The 20,621-nt window shown below is 63.3% G+C and carries 20 protein-coding genes; 14 read left to right on the top strand and 6 right to left on the bottom strand.

The window, feature by feature from the left end; genetic code table 11:
* Positions 1–54 precede the first annotated feature (54 nt).
* Positions 55–264 (top strand): hypothetical protein, encoded by a 210-nt coding sequence (locus NYR54_RS07700; RefSeq protein ID WP_261515036.1) that lies wholly within the window; start codon positions 55–57, stop codon positions 262–264.
* 12 nt (positions 265–276) lie between these two features.
* Here the strand turns inward: NYR54_RS07700 and NYR54_RS07695 are convergent, their stop codons facing one another.
* Complete coding sequence (locus NYR54_RS07695; RefSeq protein ID WP_261515035.1) at positions 277–978, bottom strand: pyrimidine 5'-nucleotidase; 702 nt, start codon at positions 976–978, stop codon at positions 277–279.
* Between the two features lie 138 nt (positions 979–1,116).
* On the opposite strand from NYR54_RS07695, the gene NYR54_RS07690 reads away from it, so the two are divergent.
* The gene (locus NYR54_RS07690) at positions 1,117–2,019 is read left to right on the top strand and encodes a DMT family transporter (RefSeq protein WP_261515210.1); all 903 of its coding nucleotides are present in this window, start codon (positions 1,117–1,119) and stop codon (positions 2,017–2,019) included.
* Here NYR54_RS07690 and argB read toward each other — a convergent pair whose 3' ends face one another.
* From argB to NYR54_RS07670, 4 genes are all read right to left on the bottom strand, one after another.
* Positions 2,020–2,913 carry an acetylglutamate kinase gene (argB, locus tag NYR54_RS07685; protein WP_261515034.1) on the bottom strand — a complete coding sequence of 298 codons (894 nt, stop codon included), beginning with the start codon at positions 2,911–2,913 and terminating at the stop codon, positions 2,020–2,022.
* A 102-nt stretch (positions 2,914–3,015) separates the two neighbouring features.
* On the bottom strand, positions 3,016–3,351 hold the full coding sequence (locus tag NYR54_RS07680) for a protein tyrosine phosphatase family protein (RefSeq protein ID WP_261515033.1): 336 nt from the start codon (positions 3,349–3,351) through the stop codon (positions 3,016–3,018).
* 42 nt (positions 3,352–3,393) lie between these two features.
* Positions 3,394–4,188: a 3-oxoadipate enol-lactonase gene (gene pcaD, locus NYR54_RS07675; protein WP_261515032.1), complete on the bottom strand. Its 795-nt coding sequence runs from the start codon at positions 4,186–4,188 to the stop codon at positions 3,394–3,396.
* A gap of 48 nt (positions 4,189–4,236) precedes the next feature.
* Entirely contained in the window at positions 4,237–5,085 is an 849-nt protein-coding gene (locus tag NYR54_RS07670) for a beta-keto acid cleavage family enzyme (protein WP_423738589.1), read from the bottom strand.
* 74 nt (positions 5,086–5,159) lie between these two features.
* Here NYR54_RS07670 and NYR54_RS07665 point away from each other — a divergent pair, with 74 nt between their 5' ends.
* The 5 genes from NYR54_RS07665 to NYR54_RS07645 all read left to right on the top strand — a co-directional run bounded on the left by NYR54_RS07665 (position 5,160) and on the right by NYR54_RS07645 (position 11,801).
* Positions 5,160–6,062 (top strand): MurR/RpiR family transcriptional regulator, encoded by a 903-nt coding sequence (locus NYR54_RS07665; protein ID WP_261515030.1) that lies wholly within the window; start codon positions 5,160–5,162, stop codon positions 6,060–6,062.
* Entirely contained in the window at positions 6,059–7,381 is a 1,323-nt protein-coding gene (locus NYR54_RS07660) for an aspartate aminotransferase family protein (protein WP_261515029.1), read from the top strand. The genes NYR54_RS07665 and NYR54_RS07660 overlap by 4 nt, the downstream gene beginning before the upstream one ends.
* Positions 7,382–7,606: 225 nt before the next feature.
* Positions 7,607–8,587: a TAXI family TRAP transporter solute-binding subunit gene (locus NYR54_RS07655; RefSeq protein ID WP_261515028.1), complete on the top strand. Its 981-nt coding sequence runs from the start codon at positions 7,607–7,609 to the stop codon at positions 8,585–8,587.
* Between the two features lie 105 nt (positions 8,588–8,692).
* The gene (locus NYR54_RS07650; protein ID WP_261515027.1) at positions 8,693–11,365 is read left to right on the top strand and encodes a TRAP transporter permease; all 2,673 of its coding nucleotides are present in this window, start codon (positions 8,693–8,695) and stop codon (positions 11,363–11,365) included.
* Between the two features lie 10 nt (positions 11,366–11,375).
* Positions 11,376–11,801: a universal stress protein gene (locus tag NYR54_RS07645; protein ID WP_261515026.1), complete on the top strand. Its 426-nt coding sequence runs from the start codon at positions 11,376–11,378 to the stop codon at positions 11,799–11,801.
* 2 nt (positions 11,802–11,803) lie between these two features.
* Here NYR54_RS07645 and NYR54_RS07640 read toward each other — a convergent pair whose 3' ends face one another.
* A complete protein-coding gene (locus NYR54_RS07640; protein WP_423738588.1) occupies positions 11,804–12,790 on the bottom strand; it encodes a LacI family DNA-binding transcriptional regulator in 987 nt (328 codons plus the stop codon).
* A gap of 224 nt (positions 12,791–13,014) precedes the next feature.
* On the opposite strand from NYR54_RS07640, the gene NYR54_RS07635 reads away from it, so the two are divergent.
* The 7 genes from NYR54_RS07635 to mgrA all read left to right on the top strand — a co-directional run bounded on the left by NYR54_RS07635 (position 13,015) and on the right by mgrA (position 20,448).
* On the top strand, positions 13,015–14,250 hold the full coding sequence (locus NYR54_RS07635) for an ABC transporter substrate-binding protein (RefSeq protein WP_261515024.1): 1,236 nt from the start codon (positions 13,015–13,017) through the stop codon (positions 14,248–14,250).
* An 81-nt stretch (positions 14,251–14,331) separates the two neighbouring features.
* Positions 14,332–15,228: a carbohydrate ABC transporter permease gene (locus NYR54_RS07630; RefSeq protein WP_261515022.1), complete on the top strand. Its 897-nt coding sequence runs from the start codon at positions 14,332–14,334 to the stop codon at positions 15,226–15,228.
* Positions 15,221–16,159: a carbohydrate ABC transporter permease gene (locus tag NYR54_RS07625; RefSeq protein WP_261515021.1), complete on the top strand. Its 939-nt coding sequence runs from the start codon at positions 15,221–15,223 to the stop codon at positions 16,157–16,159. The genes NYR54_RS07630 and NYR54_RS07625 overlap by 8 nt, the downstream gene beginning before the upstream one ends.
* Before the next feature lie 3 nt (positions 16,160–16,162).
* Complete coding sequence (locus tag NYR54_RS07620) at positions 16,163–17,251, top strand: ABC transporter ATP-binding protein (protein ID WP_261515020.1); 1,089 nt, start codon at positions 16,163–16,165, stop codon at positions 17,249–17,251.
* Positions 17,252–17,371: 120 nt separating this feature from the next.
* Entirely contained in the window at positions 17,372–18,121 is a 750-nt protein-coding gene (locus NYR54_RS07615) for a sugar phosphate isomerase/epimerase family protein (protein ID WP_261515019.1), read from the top strand.
* A gap of 135 nt (positions 18,122–18,256) precedes the next feature.
* The gene (locus NYR54_RS07610; protein WP_261515018.1) at positions 18,257–19,408 is read left to right on the top strand and encodes a Gfo/Idh/MocA family protein; all 1,152 of its coding nucleotides are present in this window, start codon (positions 18,257–18,259) and stop codon (positions 19,406–19,408) included.
* Entirely contained in the window at positions 19,405–20,448 is a 1,044-nt protein-coding gene (gene mgrA / locus NYR54_RS07605) for an L-glyceraldehyde 3-phosphate reductase (RefSeq protein ID WP_261515017.1), read from the top strand. Before NYR54_RS07610 ends, mgrA begins: the two co-directional genes overlap by 4 nt.
* Positions 20,449–20,621 lie beyond the last annotated feature (173 nt).

Below are 20,621 nucleotides of genomic sequence, written 5' to 3'. Positions count from 1 at the left end.
TGCCCGGGAACGCGAGAGGCGGCTCGGGCGTTTCCGTACCAACGAGGATTTCTCATGGCCAGAAGCGTTCCCGACGATGACATGATGGAGAACCAGCAGGCGCTGGACCTCGGCCATCCGACCACGCAATCCGGACGTGAGGACGGCATCAGGCTGCTCCGCCGTCTCACTGCCGCGGATGTGCCTTACCGGGAAAGCGAAATACGCGAGATTGTCGAGCGCGCCGCCTACGCCAACGGGCGGCGATCCGCGCCAGCAGGGTAGCCGCGACCGGCTTTACCGCGCGGCCACCGCCTTTAGAAAGGCTTTCAGGTCGTCCGTCACATAATCTACCGCATCGGCCTGATCCGGGTCCCGCTCCCATATTTCGGAATAGGTCGGCTCGAAGTTCCTCGGCACGATCAGCACGGTGGTCATGCCGATTTCCTTGGGAGCGCGAAGATTGCGGGCGATGTCCTCGAACATCACCGCGTTCGGCCCGACGATGCGGTGGAGCGCCACGAAAAGATCGTAGCTTTCCTTGGCTGGCTTGGGCGTAAGGCCCGCCGCCACGATATCGAAAATATCCTCGAAATGATCGCTGACGCCCAGCCGCTCCGCTGCGCGCTCGGCATGGCTGCGGCTGCCATTGGTGAAGATGAATTTCCGTCCCGGCAGCGCGCGGATGGCCTCTCCCAGAGCCGGATCCGGCTCGATCCAGGAATAGTCGATGTCGTGCACCTTCTCCAGAAAGTCGTCCGGATCGACCTGATGGCGTTCCATCAGCCCCCGTAGCGTCGTTCCATGCTGGCGGTAAAGCTCCTTCTGGAGCGCGCGCGCTTCCTCCCGCGGCAGGTCGAGGAGCTGCGAGACATAGGTCGTCATCCGCATGTCGATCTGCGAGAAAAGGTTGCAGTGGTGCGGATAGAGCGTGTTGTCGAGGTCGAACACCCAGTCGGTGATATGGGCGAAACGTGCCGGGTCAGGTAGGTTTGTCATAGTCTCTTATGTCAGATTTTCTGCCGGTTTTTCAAATGGCCTCGCCCGCTGGCGTGAGAAAACGTTGGGGAGGGGCGGTTGCCTCCTGCGCCGCTCGACGCTAAGCCTTCCTCACTCTTTACGTTCCCCGCCGCATCCATGGAACTCTGGATTCCGATCACGATAGCCGCCGCCTTCCTGCAGAATCTGCGTTCGGCGGCGCAGAAGCACCTGAAAGGCGTCATGGGTACGACCGGCGCCACCTTCGTGCGCTTCGGATTCGGCCTGCCTTTCGCGGTGCTTTTCATACTCGGGCTCCATTTCCTGGCAGGTTTTCCCTTTGCGCTGCCGAACGGCGTCTTTCTGGGCTGGATCGCAGCCGCAAGCGTCGGGCAGATTGCCGCGCAGGCTCTGCTCGTCCACCTGTTCTCGTTCCGCAACTTCGCGGTGGGTACGGCCTATTCGCGTACGGAGCCGGTGCAGGCGGCGATTTTCGGTCTCATTTTCCTCAATGAGCTTGCCGGTCTCGCCACGCTCGTCGCGATCGCAATCACCGTACTAGGCGTTATGCTCATTTCGGTCGCTCATGCTCCGCTGAGCTGGCGCAATCTCTTCGCCTCTCTCGCAAGCCGCACTGCCCTGATCGGGCTTGCATCCGGCACCCTGTTCGGGATCACGGCCGTCGCTTACCGCGCCGCCTCGTTGGCGCTTGGCGGGCCGAATTTCATGATGCAGGCCGCCACGACTCTCCTGTTTGCGATTTTTCTCCAGACGCTGCTGATGCTCGCCTGGATGGCATGGCGGGACCGCGCGGAGCTCGGCCGGATCGCCCGCGCCTGGAAGCTCGCGCTTTTCACGGGCCTCGTCGGCGCCACCGCCTCCTTCGGATGGTTCGCGGCCATGACCTTGCAGCAGGCGGCCATGGTGAAGGCGCTGGCGCAGGTGGAGATGATCTTCACCTTCGCCTCGTCCGTGTATTTCTTTCGCGAGAGGATCAATCCGACCGAGATTGCCGGCATCTGCCTGATCGTTGCCGGCATCCTCGTTCTGGTTCTTCTGTGATCAGGGCACGATCAGCGTGCCCGCGCCATGCTCGGTGAAGAGCTCGAGAAGAACGGCATGCGCCGTCTTACCGTTCAGGATGACCACGCCCTCCACGCCGCGCTCGATCGCCTCGATGCAGGTTTCCACCTTGGGGATCATGCCGCCTGAAATCGTGCCATCCTTGATGAGGGCGCGGGCCTCGGCAACCGTCAGTTCGTCGATCAATTTCTTATCGCGGTCGAGCACGCCTTGTACGTCGGTCAGGAAAAGCAAGCGCTTGGCCTGAACGGCGCCGGCAATCGCTCCTGCGAACGTGTCGGCATTGATGTTGTAGGTGTGTCCGTCGCGGCCCGGCGCCACCGGCGCGATCACGGGGATCATCTCGGATCGGGCAAGCAGGTCGAGAAGCGTGCGGTCCACCTCCACCGGCTCACCTACGAAACCGAGATCGAGCACCCGCTCGATGTTTGAATCGGGGTCGGTGACGGTCTTCCTCGCCTTTTCGGCAAAGACCATGTTGCCGTCCTTGCCGCATAGGCCGATCGCCCATTCGCCCTCGGCGTTGATCAGCGCGACAATCTCCTTGTTGATAGAGCCCGCAAGCACCATCTCGACGATCTCGACCGTGCTCCGGTCGGTTACGCGCAGGCCGCCCTCGAATTTCGATTCGATGCCGAGCCGCTTCAGCATGTCGCCGATCTGCGGTCCGCCGCCGTGAACGACGATCGGGTTGACGCCCGACTGCTTCAGAAGCGCCACATCGCGCGCGAAGGCCCGCCCGAGTGCGATGTCCCCCATCGCGTGGCCGCCGTATTTGATCACGACGGTCTTGTTCTCATAACGCTGCATGTAGGGTAGCGCGGCGGACAAAAGCCGCGCCTGCGCTTCCGCAGTTTCGGTGATTTCCGTCATCGCCTCAGGCTCCCGTAGACCGCCCGTCTCATAGCGCATTCGCGCCCGCGCGCAAATGCGCTGTGTGTGTTGATTCGGCGAACCCGTTCCCGGTGCCGGAAATCACCCAGCGGCCTGCTGAACGAGGGCATAGAGGTTGAGGCAGCGTGTGCCGCTGCGGCAGTAGGCCAGCACGGGCTGGGGCAGCTCTGCCAGCGTTGCGGCCATGTCCTCGACATTCTGCTGCGTGATGGCGCCGGAGACGACCGGAAGGAAGCGGAACTCAAGGCCCGCAGCCCGCGCAGCCTCTTCCACGGCATCGTGGGGTACGGCCCCTTCCTCCGTGTCCGGGCGGTTGCACACAATGCTCTTGAAACCTGAAGCCGCTATCTCGGCCACGTCCTGCGGACCGATCTGCCCTGTCACCGCAAATTCGTCATTGACCCGCCGAATGTCCATGTCCCGTCCTTTCCGTGAGCCGCTCCCATCCGGCGGCCTGTTTCAGCCGATGCCTGCCTGATTGAGAAACGACCGGATGAGCCCGGCCGTCCGCTCCGGCTGCTCTATACAGGGCAGGTGGCCGGCATTCTCTATGATTTCAAGCCGTGCCCCGCTGATGAGTGAGGCAAGCTCGCGTACCAGATCAGGCGGCGTGGAGCCGTCCTGATCGCCCGCGATGCACAGCACCGGCACCGTCAGCGCCTTGGCGGCGTCCGTCAGGTCCGCATCGCGCAACGCGGCGCAGGTTCCCGCATAGCCGTCCGCGCTCTGGCGCGTAAGCATCGAATGATAGCCGACATAGTCGGGATTTTCCGGCTTGCAGTAGGCTGGAGTGAACCAGCGCTGCAGAATGGTCCCGGCGATCGAGGCGATGCCCTGTTCGTTCACGGCCTTGATGCGGCCGTTCCACATCTCGGCCGTGCCGATCTTGTGTGCCGTGTTGGAAAGCACCAGCGCCTGGACCAGCCCAGGGCGCGCCGCCGCTACCCCCTGGGCGATCATGCCGCCCACCGATACGCCGATGATCACTGCCTGCGCGATGCTGAGGTGGTCGAGGAGGGCGACAAGGTCGTTCACATGGTCGGCCATCGCATAAGGTTGCGGCGATGCCTCCGACAGTCCGTGCCCGCGCTTGTCGTAAAGCACGAGGCGGAAATCGTCTTCCAGCAGTGCCGCCACCTTGTTCCAGATGCGGAAGTCGGTGCCCAGCGAGTTTGAGAAAACCAGAACGGGCCGCTCCTCCGGGCCACGCAGCTCGTAGTGAAGGACGATCCCGTTGACGCGCGCAAATGCCATGGCGTTTCTCCTCGTTGCGCCATGGTATGGAAAAATCGAACCGGCGCGTCAATTCATGAGAAGGCTCCAGTCTGCCCGCAACCGATCGGCATCGGCAAGTTTCCTGCCGAGCGCCCGAAGCGGCTCGGCTGCGGCAGCCACGAGAGCCGCGTTGTCCGGCGCCAGTCCGCCGTTCGGCAGGAAGAGATTGTTCTCAAATCCCACGCGCACATGGCCGCCGAGCAGAGCCGCCGCCGTTACACAAGCCGCTTCCTCCTGGCCGAAGGCACAGACCATGAAATGGGAAAAGCGCGGCATGCCGGGTGCGAGGAAGGGCAGGAGATCTTGAGGTACGGAGCGCTGGCCTACGGTATAGCGCCCCAGCACATAGAGCACGGGGATGTCGTCAAAGGGCACGAGCCCCCGGGCCATCATATCGGCAAGCGCCCGTGCCTCCTCCGGGGCGTAGAGGATGATCTGCGGCGCGATGGCTTCCTTCTCGAGGAAGGCCAGGAAGCGGGCGAACTCGGCCTCGTAGGAAGAGTCCGGCACGAGCTCCCGCAGCGCGAGGGAGGCCGCTTCAGGCTTCAGTGCGCGCACTACGTTCATCTGTTCCTGCGGCTGGTAGCGGCCCACCGCCTCGGTGGTGATCTGGATGACGAGTCGATCGCCCACAGCCCCTCGCACGGCCTCGACCGCCTCCCGGTAGGCATCGGCATCGAGCACATGCTGGCCATCACGGTCGCGCACATGGAGGTGGAACATCGCCGCCCCCGCCTCCAGACAGGCCGAGGCCGTTTGGGCTAGTTCCCTGGCGGTTATGGGCAGGGCGGGATGATCCTGCTTGCCGCGCCGCCCGCCATTGGGCGCGGCGGCGATCGCCACCGGCGCACGCTCTGCCTTCGGGGTCTCTGTCACAGGCAATCCTCCAGATGTTGCAGGCTATGCAACATCTGTTGCACAGCCTCGCCGCTCAGTCTAGAATGGCTTTCATGGATTGTGCCACGCTTACTGGCGAGATCACACGCTCGATCGGCACGCTGCCCGGCGAAATGGCGGCGGCGGCGCGCTATGTGCTTGAGAACCCGGGGGACGTGGCGCTCCTGTCCATGCGCGAGCAGGCCCGGCGCGCGGGCGTGCGGCCGTGGACCATGACCAGGCTGGCGAAGCGATTCGGCCTCGACGGCTACGAGACGATGCGCCGGCTGCATGGCGAGGCGCTCAAGGAACGGGCGCTGGGCTTTTCCGGCAAGGCGGGGGCTCAGGTGGCGCGTCAGCGCCTTGCTGGCGGGCGCGCCCTGGCGGCGGAAATCGCAAGCACCGCCGCTCGGCAGATCACGAGCCTTGGCGAGCCGGCGACTGCGGGCACGCTCGCTGAGGTGGCCGCGGTCATGGCGCGTGCGCGGCGCATCTATTGCCTCGGCCTGCGCTCCAGCAGGCCGGTAGCGGAACACCTCTGCTATATGCTGTCCTTTCTTGGCGAGAAGGCACAGAGCCTTGATTTTCAGGGCGGAACGGGGCTCGATCCGCTGCGCTTCGCAACTGATGAGGACGTGTTCTTCGTCGCCACCGTGGCGCCCTACACGCGGGCGAGCGTCGAGGCGGCGCGCCACGCCCAGGCTCAGGGTCTCACGGTCATTGCGCTTACCGACAGTGCAGCCTCGCCGATTGCGCGGCTCGCCCGGCATGTGATTCTGGTGGGAACCGAAAGCCCTTCCTTTTTTCACGCCATCACGCCCGCCTTCGCCGCAGTCGAGATCCTGGCCGCGCTGGTGGCGGGCGAAGGCGGCGAGGCGGCGCTCGATGCGATCGCCCGCACCGAACGCCAGCTTTCCGAACTCAATATCCACGTCCTCGAACATGCGGTCGTCAGGCGGCCGGAAAGAGCGCAATGACCTACATCCTGCACCGTCAAATCCATGGTGAACTCCCTGTCGCCGTCGGCGGCAGGGGCGTCGAACTCTTCGACACGAACGGCAAGGCTTATATCGACGCCTCGGGCGGTGCGGCGGTTTCCTGCCTCGGGCACAACCATCCGGACGTCGTCGAGGCTATGAAACGGCAGGCCGAGAAGCTTGCCTACGCGCACACGAGCTTCTTCACCAGCGAGCCTGCTGAGGCGCTGGCGGAGCGGCTGGTGAAGGCGGCGCCCAAAGGCATCAGCCACACCTATTTCGTCTCCGGCGGCTCGGAGGCGGTGGAGGCCGCGCTCAAGATGGCGCGGCAATATTTTGTGGAAATGGGCGAGCCGCAGCGCCGCCACATCATCGCCCGCCGCCAGAGCTACCACGGCAACACGCTCGGGGCGCTCTCCGCCGGCGGCAACGAGTGGAGGCGCGACCAGTTTCGCCCGCTTCTCATCGAAACGCACCACATCGATCCCTGCTATGCCTATCGCCACCAGCGGCCGGACGAGAACGCGGAGGCCTATGGGTTGCGCGCGGCCCAGCAACTTGAGGACAAGATTCTCGAGCTTGGCCCCGATACGGTCATAGCCTTCGTTGCCGAGCCGGTGGTGGGCGCCACGGCCGGCGCGGTGCCCCCCGTCTCTGGCTATTTCAAGCGCATCCGCGAGATTTGCGACCGCTACGGCGTGCTGCTGATCCTGGATGAGGTGATGTGCGGCATGGGCCGCACGGGCACGCTCTTTGCGTGCGAGCAGGACGGGATAGCGCCCGATCTCGTCGCCATCGCCAAGGGGCTGGGGGGCGGCTATCAGCCGATCGGCGCGGTGCTTCTGGCGCGCCGCATCTATGACGCATTCGCCAATGGCTCAGGCTTTTTCCAGCACGGCCATACCTATATGGGCCATCCGATGGCCTGCGCAGCTGCCCTTGCCGTGCAGGAGGTGATCGAGCGGGACGATCTTCTGGCCAATGTGCGCGAGATGGGTGCGCACCTGCGCGCCCGGCTGCAGGCGCGTTTCGGCAATCACCCCCATGTGGGCGATATCCGCGGCCGCGGCCTGTTTATGGGGCTGGAACTTGTGGCCGACCGGGGGACGAAGGAGCCTTTCGATCCGGCGCTGAAGCTGCATGCGAAGGTGAAAAAAGAAGCGATGGCGCGCGGCCTGATGGTTTATCCCATGGGCGGCACGATCGACGGCCGGCGGGGCAATCATGTGTTGCTTGCGCCGCCCTTTATTGTGGATAAGCCCACGGTCGATACCATCGTTGAACGGCTTGGTGACGCGATCGATGCCGCGATAGGCTGAAAAAGGGGTAAGGGGGAAACGCCTGTTTGCGCCGTTTAATGGCGGGGAGGCATAACAATATGTTTGCATCTTTCGATAAATCGCGCAGTTTGTTCGGCAGCATGGTCGGCTGCTGTGCATGAAGAACGTTGGGTGTTCTGCACGCGGCATCCGGCGGATCGCATTGAGGTGCGATCACATCAAGACGTGCGACAGTTGCGGAAGTGACGTTCAGGGAGACTTCTTATGAAACCAAATCGGATTCTCGGCTTCGGCATGGCTGCCGTGATGCTGGGTGCGCTGGCCGGGGGCGAGGCGATGGCCCAGGAGCAGCAGTTCATCTCCATCGGCACCGGCGGCGTGACGGGTGTCTATTATCCGGTGGGCGGGGCCATCTGCCGCCTGATGAACCAGAGCCGGCGTGAGCATGGCATCCGCTGCTCGGTGGAATCCACCGGCGGCTCCGTGTTCAACGTCAACGCCATCAAGGGCGGCGATCTCGAGTTCGGCGTCGTCCAGTCGGACGTTCAGTACAACGCCTTCAGCGGCGAGGCGAATTTTGCCGAAGGCGGTGCGCATGAGGATCTTCGCGCGGTCTTCTCGCTGCATGCGGAGCCGCTGACGGTCGTTGCACGCGCCGATTCCGGCATCAAGGTTTTCGATGACCTCAAGGGCAAGCGCGTCAACATCGGCAATCCGGGCTCCGGCCAGCGCGCGCTGATGGATCTTCTGATCGCCGAAAAGGGCTGGACGAACGCCGACTTCGCGCTGGCCGCCGAGCTTGCGCCGGCCGAGCAGAGCTCCGCTCTTTGCGACAACAACATCGATGCCTTCGCCTACACGGTCGGCCATCCGGCCGGCGCCATCCAGGAGGCCACCACCACCTGCGACAGCGTGATCGTGCCGGTGGAAGGCGAGGTCGTGGACAGGCTGGTCGAGGAGAACCCCTACTACTTCAAGGCGGTTATCCCGGGCGGCATGTATCGCGGTAATGACGAGGACGTGAACACCTTCGGCGTGGGCGCCACGCTGGTCACGTCTGCGAATGTCTCCGAGGACGTTGTCTACGCGCTCGTGAAGGCCGTCTTCGACAATTTCGAGGACTTCAAGAGCCTGCATCCGGCGCTCGCCACGCTTGAGCCGGAGCAGATGGTAAGCCAGGGCAACTCCGCTCCGATGCACCCGGGTGCCGAGAAGTACTACAAGGAGCAGGGCTGGCTGAACTAGGCCAGCCGGCAATAGGGGCGCCCGGGCACCGGGCGCTCTCTCCCGCTGAAGAGCAGGCGGCACGTAAACGATAACAATCAAGAAACTCTGGTTGGGGACAGACAGATGGCCGAAAACCCGAAAGGCAATGACGGGGCAAAGCCGCTCTCAGCGGAGGATCTGCAGGACCTCGTCGCATCCACCGATACCGGGGCGCGCGACCCGGCGGGGATCGCAGGCTATATTGTTGCCGGCGTGGCGCTCGCCTGGTCGCTTTTCCAGCTCTACATCGCCTCGCCGCTGCCTTACTCTCTTTCGAGCCTGACAGGCCTGCCGCTCGTCCTCAACGACACGCAGATACGCTCGATCCATCTGGCGTTCGGGCTGCTGCTCGCCTTCCTGGCATATCCCGCCTTTTCGAATAGCCCGCGGGACCGCATTCCGGTCGTGGACTGGGTACTTGCGATCGCAGCCGCGTTCTGTGCCCTTTACATCTTCATTTTCTACCGCGACCTGGCCAGCAGGCCGGGCGCCTCGATCACGCAGGATCTGGTGGCCGCGGGCCTGGGCATGATCCTGCTTTTGGAGGCCACGCGGCGCGCTCTCGGGCCGCCGCTTATGGCCGTGGCAATCATCTTCATGGCCTATGTGTTCTTCGGTTCCTCGACTGTCGTTCCCGACATACTGCGCTGGGGCGGCGCCTCCTTCAGCCGCGCAATGGATCAGATGTGGCTGACCACGGGGGGCGTTTTCGGCGTGGCGATTGGCGTTTCGGCATCCTTCGTGTTCCTCTTCGTGCTTTTCGGCTCGATGCTGGACAAGGCCGGTGCAGGCAATTTCTTCATCAAGCTCGCCTTCGCCTTTCTCGGCCATCTGCGCGGCGGGCCGGCGAAAGCGTCCGTCCTGTCATCGCTCATGACGGGCATGATTTCCGGCTCCTCCATCGCCAATGTGGTCACGACCGGCACGTTCACCATCCCGCTGATGCGCCGCGTCGGCTATCCTGCCGAGAAGGCTGGCGCGGTCGAGGTGGCAAGCTCGGTCAACGGCCAGATCATGCCGCCGGTGATGGGTGCCGCCGCGTTCCTGATGGTGGAGTATGTCGGCATCCCCTACGCGCAGGTCGTCCAGCACGCCATCGTGCCTGCCGTTATCACCTACATCTCGCTGCTCTACATCGTGCATCTGGAGGCGGTGAAGAGAAACATGCCGGTGCTTCAGCGCAAGCAGACCGGTCCCTTCTTCATGTCGCTGCTGCGCACGCTCATCGTTTCGTTGTCCTTCGTCCTGGTGCTGATCGGCATCTACTGGCTGGTGAAGCTGATCCGGTTCGCCCTGCCGGGGCTCTCGACCGAGATCATGATTGTCCTTCTCCTGGCGTCGTATGTCGCGGCGCTGTGGTACGCCTCCAAAGTGCCTGACCTGGAACTCGATGATCCGAATGCACCGGTGGTTGAAATTCCAAACGCGCTCGAGGTGGCCAAGACCGGGTTCCACTATCTTCTGCCGCTCTTCGTGCTGGTGTGGATGCTTCTGGTCGAGCATCGCTCGCCGGGCCTGTCCGCGTTCTACGCGGTGCTGCTGCTGATCGTCATCATGCTCACCCAAAAGCCGCTGAAAGCGTGGTTCCGCAGGATGCGGAATGCGGAGGTCCGCGCCGCGGCTCGCGAAGGCTGGGACGATTTCATTCACGGCATGATCCTGGGCGCTCGCAACATGATCGGCATCGCCTGCGCGACCGCCGCCGCGGGCATCGTCGTTGGCACGGTGACCCTCACGGGCGTCGGCCAAGTGATGGCGCAGTTCGTGGAGTTCCTCTCGGGCGGCAACATCTTCCTCATCCTCGTTTTCACGGCGATCATCAGCCTGATCCTGGGCATGGGCCTGCCGACGACGGCGAACTACATCGTGGTCTCGACCCTGATGGCGCCGGTGATCGTCAATCTGGGCGCGGCGAACGGCTACCTGATCCCGCTGATCGCAGCCCATCTGTTCGTCTTCTATTTTGGCCTCATGGCTGATGTGACGCCGCCGGTGGGGCTCGCCTCCTTTGCCGCCTCGGCCATTTCGCGCGCCGATCCGATTCGCACGGGCATCCAAGCCTTCTTCTACGAGATGCGCACCGCGCTTCTGCCCTTCGTGTTCGTCTTCAACCAGGAACTCCTCCTGATGAACGTCACGGTGGTGGGAGCCATCTTCATCTTCGTCAAGTCGGTGATCGCGATGCTCTTGTTCGCGGCGGCGACCCAAGGGTTTTTCATGACCAAGTCGCGGATTTGGGAGTCGGCAGCCCTGCTGCTTGTCACCGCCATGCTGCTCAGACCCGGCTTCTTCCTCGATTTCGTGCAGCCGCCTTACGAGCGGCTGGAGGCTGAGCGTCTCTTCGAGGTGGTCGAGCAGGCGCCCGATGACGCGTACATCCGCGTGCTCATCCGTGGCCCGAGCTTTGAAAATCCGGACGAGATGATGGAGCGCCGGATGGCCTTCAATCTCGGCGAACGGGTCGGTGACGGTGCCGCCCGCTTCGAGCAGGCGACGAGCCTGCCGGCGCGGATCGAGAACGGCACGGTGATCCTGGACGAGCCGCTGGACCTCAACAGCCTGTCTGGCCGCACTCTCTCCGAAATGGACTTCTACGCCGATGAGCCCGTGCAGGTGACGGCGCTGGAGGTGCCGGCCGAGCGGATGCCGAAGGAGGTCTTCTACCTGCCGGCTCTGCTCATCCTGGGCCTTGTGATGTTCTTGCAGCGCAAGCGTGGCGGCACGCTCGCCGGCAATCCGGTTCTGCAGGCGGCTTAGGGAGGGGTGCATGTACAAGGACATTCTTCTTGCCGTCGATCTCGGCCATGCGGAGGCCGAGATGCGCGCCGTCGAAACGGCCGTCGAATATGCACGCGCTTTCGGCAGCCGGCTCCACGTTATGACCGTGGTGCCGGACTATGGCATGTCCATCGTCGGCGGCTTCTTTCCCAAGGAGCATGAGCAGCAGGCGATCAAGCTCGCCAACGAAGCCCTGCACCAGTTCACGAAGCAGCACGTGCCCGATGATGTGAAGCACCGCCACATCGTCGGCCACGGCTCGATCTACCGCGAGATCCTGCGCTATGCGGATCTGGTTAAGGCCGATCTCATCGTGCTGTCGGCCAAGCGGCCAAGCCCGGAGGACTACCTCATCGGCCCGAACGCCGCGCGGGTCGTCCGGCATGCCTCGATCTCGGTGCTGGTGGTGAGATAGGTCTAACGGGCCGGGCCGGTGCTCTGGCGCACGATGAGTTCCACCGGGAGGGTCTGATCCATGAAGGCCTTCCCGCCCGAATCATCGTTGATCCGCTCGATGAGCAGCCGGGCCGCCGCCTGCCCGATCGCCACGCGCGGCTGGTGGATGGTCGTCAAGGCCGGGATGAAGTGGCGCGCAATGTCGATGTCGTCGAACCCGACCACCGAGACGTCACGCGGAGCGGACATCCCGGCCGACACGATCTCCGATATGAAACCGCACGCCATCTGGTCGCTGGCGCAGAACACGCCCGTGGGCCGCTCCTCAAGTGCCATCCATTGACGCGCCGCCTCGGCGCCCGAGTGCAGCGAGAAGTCGCCCGCGAAGAACCATTCCGGCCTGACAGGAAGTCCCAGTTCCTCAAGCGCCTTTTGCGTGCCGGCAAGGCGCTTCTCGGTGAGCACGTTCCCGCGCGGACCCTGCACATGGCCGATCCTGCGGTGGCCCAGCTCATGAAGGTGGCGGATCGCCATCGCCGCGCCCGCCTCGTTGTCGATGACCACTTTGACGAAGGGTGACTCATCGGCCCATTCGCAGGCGAAGACAAGGGGCGGCAGCGCATTGGCCTCGCCCTGGCGCGCCAGCAGGTCGGGCGGCAGCGCGCCGTCGAGCGAGATCAGCTCGTCCGCGCGCGTGGTGTGAAGATAGGTGAAGAGCTGGTCCTGATCGGTGTGCGGTTGCTTCGTATCGACGATTAGGACGGAGAAGCCCGCCGGGGCGGCGGCCTGTTCGATGCCCGCCAGGATCAGGGAAAAGAACGGGTTTCCCAGATTGGGCACGAGCACGACGATGGCGCCGGTGCGCCCGCGCCGCAGGTTCCTCGCCACCATGTTGATGTGGTAGCCGGTGCGCCGGATCGCGTCGAAGACGGCTTCCCGCGTTGCCTCCGACACAACGGAAGGATTGCTGATTGCCCGGCTCACCGTAGCGGTCGATACGCCCGCCATCCGCGCAACATCCTGAATGTTTGGGGTTTTTCTGTCCAAGATTCCGATTTCTTCCGAGTCTCGAAAAAAGTGGGTTGACTCCAATGCCAGTCTGAATCAACCTGCTATGTAATCGATTACAGAACCCGTGCCTATAGGTTTTGGTCGATTGCGGCGGCTTCACCGGCCGGCGCTCAGTGAAGCATTTCGGCCCCGCTTTGCGGATATCCGAATGGGAGGAAGACATGAAAGCTACCAAAGCATTGCTGTGCGCGTCGACTTTCTTTGGCGCCACCGTAGCGGCCCAGGCGGTTGATCTCGAGGTCACGCACTGGTGGACGTCGGGCGGTGAGGCGGCGGCCGTCGCCGAATTCGCCAAGGCTTTCGAGGAGAAGACGGATCACACCTGGGTGGACGGCGCCATTGCCGGTTCGGGCGGTACGGCGCGGCCGATCATGATCAGCCGCATCACCGGCGGCGATCCCATGGGTGCCACGCAGTTCAACCATGGCCGCCAGGCCGAGGAGCTGGTGGAAGCGGGCCTGATGCGCGATCTCACCGAGCTTGCCGAGAAGGAGGGCTGGCGCGACTTCATCCGGCCTTCGAGCCTGCTCGACAGCTGCACGCTGGACGGAAAGATCTATTGCGTGCCGGTAAACATCCATTCCCAGCAGTGGCTGTGGCTTTCCAACAAGGCTTTTGAAGATGCCGGCGTGCCCGTTCCCACCAACTGGGACGAGTTCGTCGCCGCCGCACCGGCGCTGGAAAAGGCGGGCAAGGTGCCGCTCGCGATCGGCCAGCAGCCTTGGCAGACGACGCTGGTCTTCCAGGTGCTCCTGACGGCGCTCGCCGGCCCGGAGGCCTACAACAAGATTTTCGGCGACAAGGACACGGAGCTTGCTGCAAGCGAGGAGATCGCCAAGGTCTTCGCCGCCGCCGATCAGGCGCGCCAGATGGCTGCCAACTCCAATGTGCAGGAGTGGAACGAGGCGACCAACCTCGTGATCACCGGCCGGGCCGGCGGGCAGATCATGGGCGACTGGGCGCAGGGTGAATTCCAGGTGGCCGGCCAGGTGGCCGGCGAGGACTATACCTGCCTTCCCGGCCTCGGCGTGCATGAGGTGATCCAGACTGGCGGCGATGCCTTCTACTTCCCGCTGATCGACAATCCGGAAGTTGCCGAAGCGCAGGAGGCGCTCGCCTCCGTCATGCTTTCTCCCGACACGCAGGTAGCCTTCAACCTGAAGAAGGGCTCCCTGCCGGTGCGCGGCGATGTCGACCTGGAAGCGGCCAATGACTGCATGCGCAAGGGCCTCGACATCCTTGCCAAGGGCAATATCATCCAGGCGCCGGACCAGCTCATGTCAGCGGATTCGCTGGTGCAGATCAACGACCTCTTCACTGAGTTCTTCAACAACCCCGAGCTGACGGCGGAAGAGGCGCAGAAGCGCTTCGTCGAGCTCGTGGGCAGCGCGACCTGACGTCATAGTAATGATATGATCCCGGCCGGCCGATGTGCCGGCCGGTTCTGTTTCGCGCCGAACTTCAGTGGGAGGTATCCCATGCCGGACTCGCGCCGACCGCGGCAAGTGTTCAAGAACCTGGCGGCGAAGATCGCCGCCATCCCGATGATCCTCACGGCTACGGTGGTATTCGTCGGCGGCACGCTCTGGACGGTCCTCTACTCCTTTACCGATTCCAAGCTGCTGCCGCGTGAGAACTTCGTTGGCCTCGCGCAATATGAGCGCCTGTGGTCGAGCAGCAAATGGATCATCTCGATCCAGAACTTGTTCATCTACGGCGTCTGTATGCTCGTCCTTTCCTTTGTTATAGGCTTCGTGCTTGCGGCCCTGCTGGACCAGAAAATCCGCTTCGAGAACACGTTCCGGACGATTTTCCTTTACCCCTTCGCGCTGTCCTTCATCGTCACCGGCCTCGTGTGGCAGTGGATTCTTAATCCGCAGTTCGGCATCCAGGGCGTGGTCCGCGACCTCGGCTGGGAAAATTTCACCTTTGATCCGCTCTACAATCCTGACATCGTCATCTACGGCATCCTGTTCGCCGGGCTGTGGCAAAGCACCGGACTGGTCATGTGCCTGATGCTCGCGGGCTTGCGCGGCATCGACGAGGACATCTGGAAGGCCGCCCGCGTCGACGGGATTCCCATGTGGAAGACCTATCTTTTCATCGTCATTCCCATGATGCGGCCTGTCCTCATCACCACGCTGGTCATCGTCGCGACCGGCATTGTGAAGGTCTACGATCTCGTGGTGGCGCAGACGGGTGGCGGCCCGGGCATCGCCTCGGAGGTCCCCGCCAAATACGTCTATGACGCGATGTTCCTGTCACAGAATCTCGGCCAGGGCTTTGCCGCATCGACCATGATGCTGCTTGCCGTCATCATCGTGATCGTGCCGTGGGCCTATCTGGAATTCGGCGGGAGGAAGCGGCATGGCTAGCACCGCGATCGACTATGCCGGCGCGCCGGCCGAACCCCTCCCGCAGGAGCTTGCCGGCCCTCGCGGGGCGCGGCCGCGCCGCCTTCTCTCGCGCCGCAACATCTTTCTCTACGGCACGCTCACGGTCGTGGCGATCTACTATCTCCTGCCGCTCTATGTGATGGTCGTCACCTCCTTGAAGGGCATGCCGGAAATCCGCGTCGGCAACATTTTCGCCCCGCCGCTGGAGATCACCTTCGAGCCTTGGGTGAAGGCCTGGTCCTCTGCCTGTACGGGGCTCAATTGCGACGGCCTCTCGCGCGGCTTCTGGAATTCGGTGCGCATCACCGTCCCCTCGGTGATCCTCTCCATCGCCATCGCCTCGATCAACGGCTATGCGCTCGCCAACTGGCGTTTCAAGGGCGCCAATACCTTCTTCACGATCCTGATCGTGGGAGCGTTCATCCCCTATCAGGTGATGCTCTACCCGATCGTCATCATCCTGCGCGAGATGGGCATCTACGGCACGCTCACAGGGCTGGTGCTGGTTCACACCGTCTTCGGCATGCCGATCCTGACGCTCCTGTTCCGCAACTATTTCGCGTCCGTGCCGGAGGAGCTGTTCAAGGCTGCGCGCGTGGACGGTGCGGGGTTCTGGGGCATCTACTTCAAGATCATGTTGCCGATGAGCCTGCCGATCTTCGTCGTCGCCATCATCCTGCAGGTCACGGGCATCTGGAACGACTTCCTGTTCGGCGTGGTCTACACCAAGCCCGACGTCTATCCCATGACGGTGCAGCTCAACAACATCGTCAACGCCACCCAGGGGGTGAAGGAATACAACGTCAACATGGCGGCCACCATCATCACGGGTCTCGTGCCGCTCATCGTCTATTTTGCATCTGGAAAGCTGTTTGTGCGCGGCATCGCCGCCGGTGCCGTGAAGGGGTGATTAATGGGCGCAGTATCGGTCAGAAATCTCTGTCTCAATTTCGGAGAAGTCGAGGTCCTGAAAAACCTCAACCTCGACATCGAGGAGGGTGAGTTCCTGGTCCTGCTCGGATCGTCGGGCTGCGGCAAGTCCACGCTGCTCAACTGCATTGCGGGGCTGCTCGACATCACCGACGGCCAGATCTTCATCAAGGGGCGCAACGTCACCTGGGAGCAGCCGAAGGACCGGGGCATCGGCATGGTGTTCCAGTCCTACGCGCTCTACCCGCAGATGACCGTGGAAGGGAACCTCGCCTTCGGCCTGAAGAACGCGCGCGTTCCCAAGGATGAGATAGCGAGGCGCGTAGCTCGCGCGGCGGAAATCCTGCACATCGAGCCGCTTCTGAAGCGCAAGCCGGCGCAGCTTTCCGGCGGCCAGCGCCAGCGCGTCGCCATCGGGCGGGCGCTTGTGCGTGATGTGGACGTGTTCCTCTTCGACGAGCCCCTGTCGAACCTCGATGCCAAGCTGCGCGCCGAACTCAGGGTGGAGATCAAGCGGCTGCACCAGCAGCTCGAGAACACCACCATGATCTACGTCACCCATGACCAGATCGAAGCCATGACACTTGCCGATCGGATCGCCATCATGCGCTCGGGTGCGATCCAGCAGCTCGCCGATCCGGCCACGATCTACAACAAGCCGGTGAACAAATATGTGGCCGGCTTCATCGGCTCGCCCAGCATCAACTTCATCGACGGCCAGCTTGAGATTGGAAGCGATCCGGTCTTCAGGGCCGGCGAGACAAAGATCAGTCTCGCCCGCTACCAGTTCTCCGGCAACGGGCCGAAGCCCGGCGCGGTGACCTTTGGCATCCGTCCCGAACACATCTTCATCGAGAAGGCGGCTTCCGATCAGCCTTTCCAGGCGGAAGTGGATGTGGAGGTGATCGAGCCGATGGGCGCAGACACGCTTGTTTGGTCGCGGTTCAACGGCAGCGAGCTGCGCTTCCGCGTCGACGGCCAGCATCCGGTGAAAAAGGGCGACCGGGTGATGGTCGGCTTTGATCCGGCCCGCGCCTCCGTTTTCGACGCGCAGACGGAGATGCGGCTGTGAGGCAGGCGGGAGAGAACCCGATGGCGTGCAGAGTGAAAGATGTGACAACGCTCCACGGCCTTCCGACCCTCCGCCGCAGTCGTCCGCAACCGAGCGTCCCAATCCTGGAGTAAGAATTCCATGACCGCGTTTTCCTACCAGCTTTATTCCTCGCGCGAGTTCCCGCCGCTCATCGATACGCTGCGCATGCTGAAGCGCTTGGGTTATGCCCAGGTGGAAGGTTATGGCGGTGTTTATGGCGATCTCGAAGCGTTGAAGTCGGCTCTTGCCGAGGCCGGGCTTGCCATGACCTCCGGCCATTTCGGGCTCGACATGCTGGAAAAGGAGCCTGACAGGGTGGTCGAGATCGCCAAAACGGTCGGCATGCAGGCCGTCTATTGTCCGTATCTGCCCGCCGAGCAGCGCCCGGACGATGCAGCCGGATACGCCCGTTTCGGCGAAAGGCTGGCGAAGGCCGGCGAGCCGCTTGGGAAGGCGGGCATCCTCTTCGGCTGGCACAATCACGATTTCGAATTCCGGCCGCTTCCCGACGGCTCCATTCCGCTTGCGGAAATCCTGCGCGGCGGGCCGGAGCTCTCCTGGGAGGCCGACATCGCATGGATCGTGCGCGGCGGCGCGGACCCGGTCGCGTGGCTGGAGAAATATGGCGACCGCATCTCGGCCATTCACATCAAGGACATAGCGCCAGAGGGCGAGGCTGCCGACGAGGACGGCTGGGCCGATGTGGGCACAGGCACGGTGAAGTGGAAAGAGATCATGGACACCGTGCGTAACAGGACGAAGGCCCGGCTTTTCATTATGGAGCACGACAAGCCGAACGATCACGAGCGCTTCGCGCGCCGGTCGATCGAGAACGCGCGCAGGTTTTAGGAGGTCGAGCCAAGCCGTGGCGAGGGATCGCTAGGCACGGCTTGTCCAGGGCTCTGAGGCCCGATGCAAATGAGAGTTGCCAACCGCCCCTGCGGCGGTGAAGGCGGAGCAGAAACGGTATTGAGGAACGTAAACATGGCCAGAAAACTTGGAGTGGGCGTCATTGGCTGCGGCAATATCTCGGCGGCCTATATGCGTTTGGCGCCGCACTTCCGCGGGATCGAGATGCGTGCCTGCGCGGACGTGAACCCGGATGCGGCAAAGGCGCGGGCGGAGGAGTTTGGACTTCGCCAAGAGAGCGTGGACGGCCTGCTTGCGGCGGATGACATCGACATCGTGGTCAATCTCACCATCCCCGCCGCTCATTACGAGATTTCGAAGCGGGGGATCGATGCCGGCAAGCATGTCTATTCGGAAAAGCCTTTCGTGCTCTCCGTCGAGGAGGGCAAGGCGCTGGCCGCGCTTGCTAAGGAAAAGGGTGTACGGCTCGGCTCCGCACCCGACACCTTCTTGGGCGGCGCGCATCAGCTTGCAAGGCACCTGATCGACTCCGGCGCCATCGGCAAGGTGGTCAGCGGCACCTGCCACGTGATGAGCCACGGCATGGAGCACTGGCATCCGAATCCGGACTTCTTCTTCAAGCCGGGTGCCGGTCCCGTGCTCGATGTCGGCCCCTACTACGTCACTAACCTGATCCAGCTCGTCGGCCCGGTGAAGCGGGTCTGCGCGCTCGCCTCCACTCCGACGAAGGAGCGCACCATCCTTTCGGAGCCGCGAAGGGGTCAGAAGATCATCGTGGAGACCCCCACGACGATCCATGCCGTCATGGAATTTGAAAACGGCGCGGTCATCACGCTGGGCGCGAGCTGGGACGTCTGGCATCACAGGCACGGCAATATGGAGCTGTACGGCGAGACCGGATCGCTGCATGTTCCCGATCCGAACTTCTTCGGCGGCGAGGTGATCCTGACCCGGGAGGCGGAGATCGCCGATCTGCCGCGATGGGAGCATCCGTTGAGCGTGACGAACCAGGAAGGGAGGGACGGGAAGGGCCTCGCCAATTATCGCACGGCGGGGCTTGCCGACATGGCCCTGGCCATTCTCGAGGGGCGCCCGCACCGCTGCTCGCTGGAGATGTCGCTGCACGCCGTCGACGTGATGACCTCAATTCTGAAATCGGCGGAGACGGGCAGCTTCGTTGAACTCACCACCACCTGCGAGCGCCCGTCGCCGCTCGATGTTGAGGCGGCGCGCGGACTGCTCGCCGAAGAAAAGGTGCCGGCATGAGCTGGAAACCAGCGGACGACCGCTATCAGAACATGCAGTACCGGCGCTGCGGGCGCTCCGGCCTGAAGCTGCCGGCCGTCTCGCTCGGCCTTTGGCACAATTTCGGTGAGGATTTCCCGCATGAGAGGAAGCGGGCGATCTGCCGCAAGGCCTTCGATCTCGGCATCACCCACTTCGATCTCGCCAACAATTATGGTCCTCCGCCGGGCTCGGCGGAAGAGGCCTTCGGCAAGATCCTGCGCGAGGACTTTGCCGGGCATCGCGACGAGCTGATCATTTCTTCCAAAGCGGGCTACCTGATGTGGTCCGGCCCTTATGGGGAATGGGGCAGCCGGAAATATCTGATTGCGAGCTGCGACCAGAGCCTGAAGCGGCTGGGTCTCGACTATGTGGACATCTTCTATTCCCACCGCTTTGATCCCCAAACGCCGCTCGAAGAGACGATGATGGCGCTCGACCACATAGTGCGGTCCGGCCGGGCGCTCTATGTGGGCATCTCCTCCTACAATTCGCAGCGGACGCGCGAGGCGGCGGCGATCCTGAAGGAGCTCGGCACGCCCTGTCTCATCCACCAGCCGAGCTATTCGATGATCAACCGCTGGGTGGAGGAAGATGGTCTCCTCGATACGCTGGAGGAGCTCGGCATCGGCTCCATCGTCTTCTCGCCGCTGGCGCAGGGCATGCTGACCGACAAGTATCTCGGCGGCATCCCGCAGGATAGCCGCGCCGCGCAGGGCAAGTCGCTGAGGAAGGAGTTTCTCAACGAGAACACGCTGGAGAACATCCGCGCCCTCAACGAGATCGCAAAGCGTCGCGGCCAGACCCTGGCTCAGATGGCGGTGGCTTGGGTGCTGCGCGGCGGGCGGGTGACCTCCGCCCTGATCGGCGCCAGCAGGCCGGAACAGGTGGAGGAGATCGTGCGGGGCCTGAGCCGGCTTGATTTCACCGACGAGGAGCTTGCGGAAATCGACGTCTATGCCCGCGAGGCGGACATCAACCTCTGGGCCGCCTCCGCGGAGCGCAAGGGGCCGAAGCGGTAATGAGCGCGAAGGCCCAAATGACCGCGGCACGCCTTCCGCTTGAAGCAGCGGGTACCATTCTTCTCCCCCGCTTGCGGGGGAGAGGCGGCTCGCGCGCAGCGCGAGACGGTGAGGGAGCTTGCAGCGCAGCGGTTTTGGTGAGCCGATGGCGCCGGGCAGCAACGGAATTTGCC

This window comes from Chelativorans petroleitrophicus (assembly GCF_025398195.1).
Taxonomy (GTDB): domain Bacteria; phylum Pseudomonadota; class Alphaproteobacteria; order Rhizobiales; family Rhizobiaceae; genus Chelativorans; species Chelativorans petroleitrophicus.
Note: the sequence above shows the minus strand (reverse complement) of the source record. Positions and strands in the feature narration are given on the sequence as shown.

Excerpts from the sequence above, each read along its gene's own strand:
- NYR54_RS07700 (WP_261515036.1), top strand. The coding sequence starts at position 55 with ATGGCCAGAAGCGTTCCCGACGATGACATGATGGAGAACCAGCAGGCG.
- NYR54_RS07660 (WP_261515029.1), top strand. The coding sequence starts at position 6,059 with ATGACCTACATCCTGCACCGTCAAATCCATGGTGAACTCCCTGTCGCC.
- NYR54_RS07640 (WP_423738588.1), bottom strand. The coding sequence starts at position 12,790 with ATGGCGGGCGTATCGACCGCTACGGTGAGCCGGGCAATCAGCAATCCT.
- NYR54_RS07630 (WP_261515022.1), top strand. The coding sequence starts at position 14,332 with ATGCCGGACTCGCGCCGACCGCGGCAAGTGTTCAAGAACCTGGCGGCG.
- NYR54_RS07615 (WP_261515019.1), top strand. The coding sequence starts at position 17,372 with ATGACCGCGTTTTCCTACCAGCTTTATTCCTCGCGCGAGTTCCCGCCG.
- NYR54_RS07645 (WP_261515026.1), top strand. The coding sequence starts at position 11,376 with ATGTACAAGGACATTCTTCTTGCCGTCGATCTCGGCCATGCGGAGGCC.
- argB (WP_261515034.1), bottom strand. The coding sequence starts at position 2,913 with ATGACGGAAATCACCGAAACTGCGGAAGCGCAGGCGCGGCTTTTGTCC.
- pcaD (WP_261515032.1), bottom strand. The coding sequence starts at position 4,188 with ATGGCATTTGCGCGCGTCAACGGGATCGTCCTTCACTACGAGCTGCGT.
- NYR54_RS07620 (WP_261515020.1), top strand. The coding sequence starts at position 16,163 with ATGGGCGCAGTATCGGTCAGAAATCTCTGTCTCAATTTCGGAGAAGTC.
- NYR54_RS07690 (WP_261515210.1), top strand. The coding sequence starts at position 1,117 with ATGGAACTCTGGATTCCGATCACGATAGCCGCCGCCTTCCTGCAGAAT.
- NYR54_RS07695 (WP_261515035.1), bottom strand. The coding sequence starts at position 978 with ATGACAAACCTACCTGACCCGGCACGTTTCGCCCATATCACCGACTGG.
- NYR54_RS07625 (WP_261515021.1), top strand. The coding sequence starts at position 15,221 with ATGGCTAGCACCGCGATCGACTATGCCGGCGCGCCGGCCGAACCCCTC.
- mgrA (WP_261515017.1), top strand. The coding sequence starts at position 19,405 with ATGAGCTGGAAACCAGCGGACGACCGCTATCAGAACATGCAGTACCGG.
- NYR54_RS07635 (WP_261515024.1), top strand. The coding sequence starts at position 13,015 with ATGAAAGCTACCAAAGCATTGCTGTGCGCGTCGACTTTCTTTGGCGCC.
- NYR54_RS07655 (WP_261515028.1), top strand. The coding sequence starts at position 7,607 with ATGAAACCAAATCGGATTCTCGGCTTCGGCATGGCTGCCGTGATGCTG.
- NYR54_RS07665 (WP_261515030.1), top strand. The coding sequence starts at position 5,160 with ATGGATTGTGCCACGCTTACTGGCGAGATCACACGCTCGATCGGCACG.
- NYR54_RS07680 (WP_261515033.1), bottom strand. The coding sequence starts at position 3,351 with ATGGACATTCGGCGGGTCAATGACGAATTTGCGGTGACAGGGCAGATC.
- NYR54_RS07610 (WP_261515018.1), top strand. The coding sequence starts at position 18,257 with ATGGCCAGAAAACTTGGAGTGGGCGTCATTGGCTGCGGCAATATCTCG.
- NYR54_RS07650 (WP_261515027.1), top strand. The coding sequence starts at position 8,693 with ATGGCCGAAAACCCGAAAGGCAATGACGGGGCAAAGCCGCTCTCAGCG.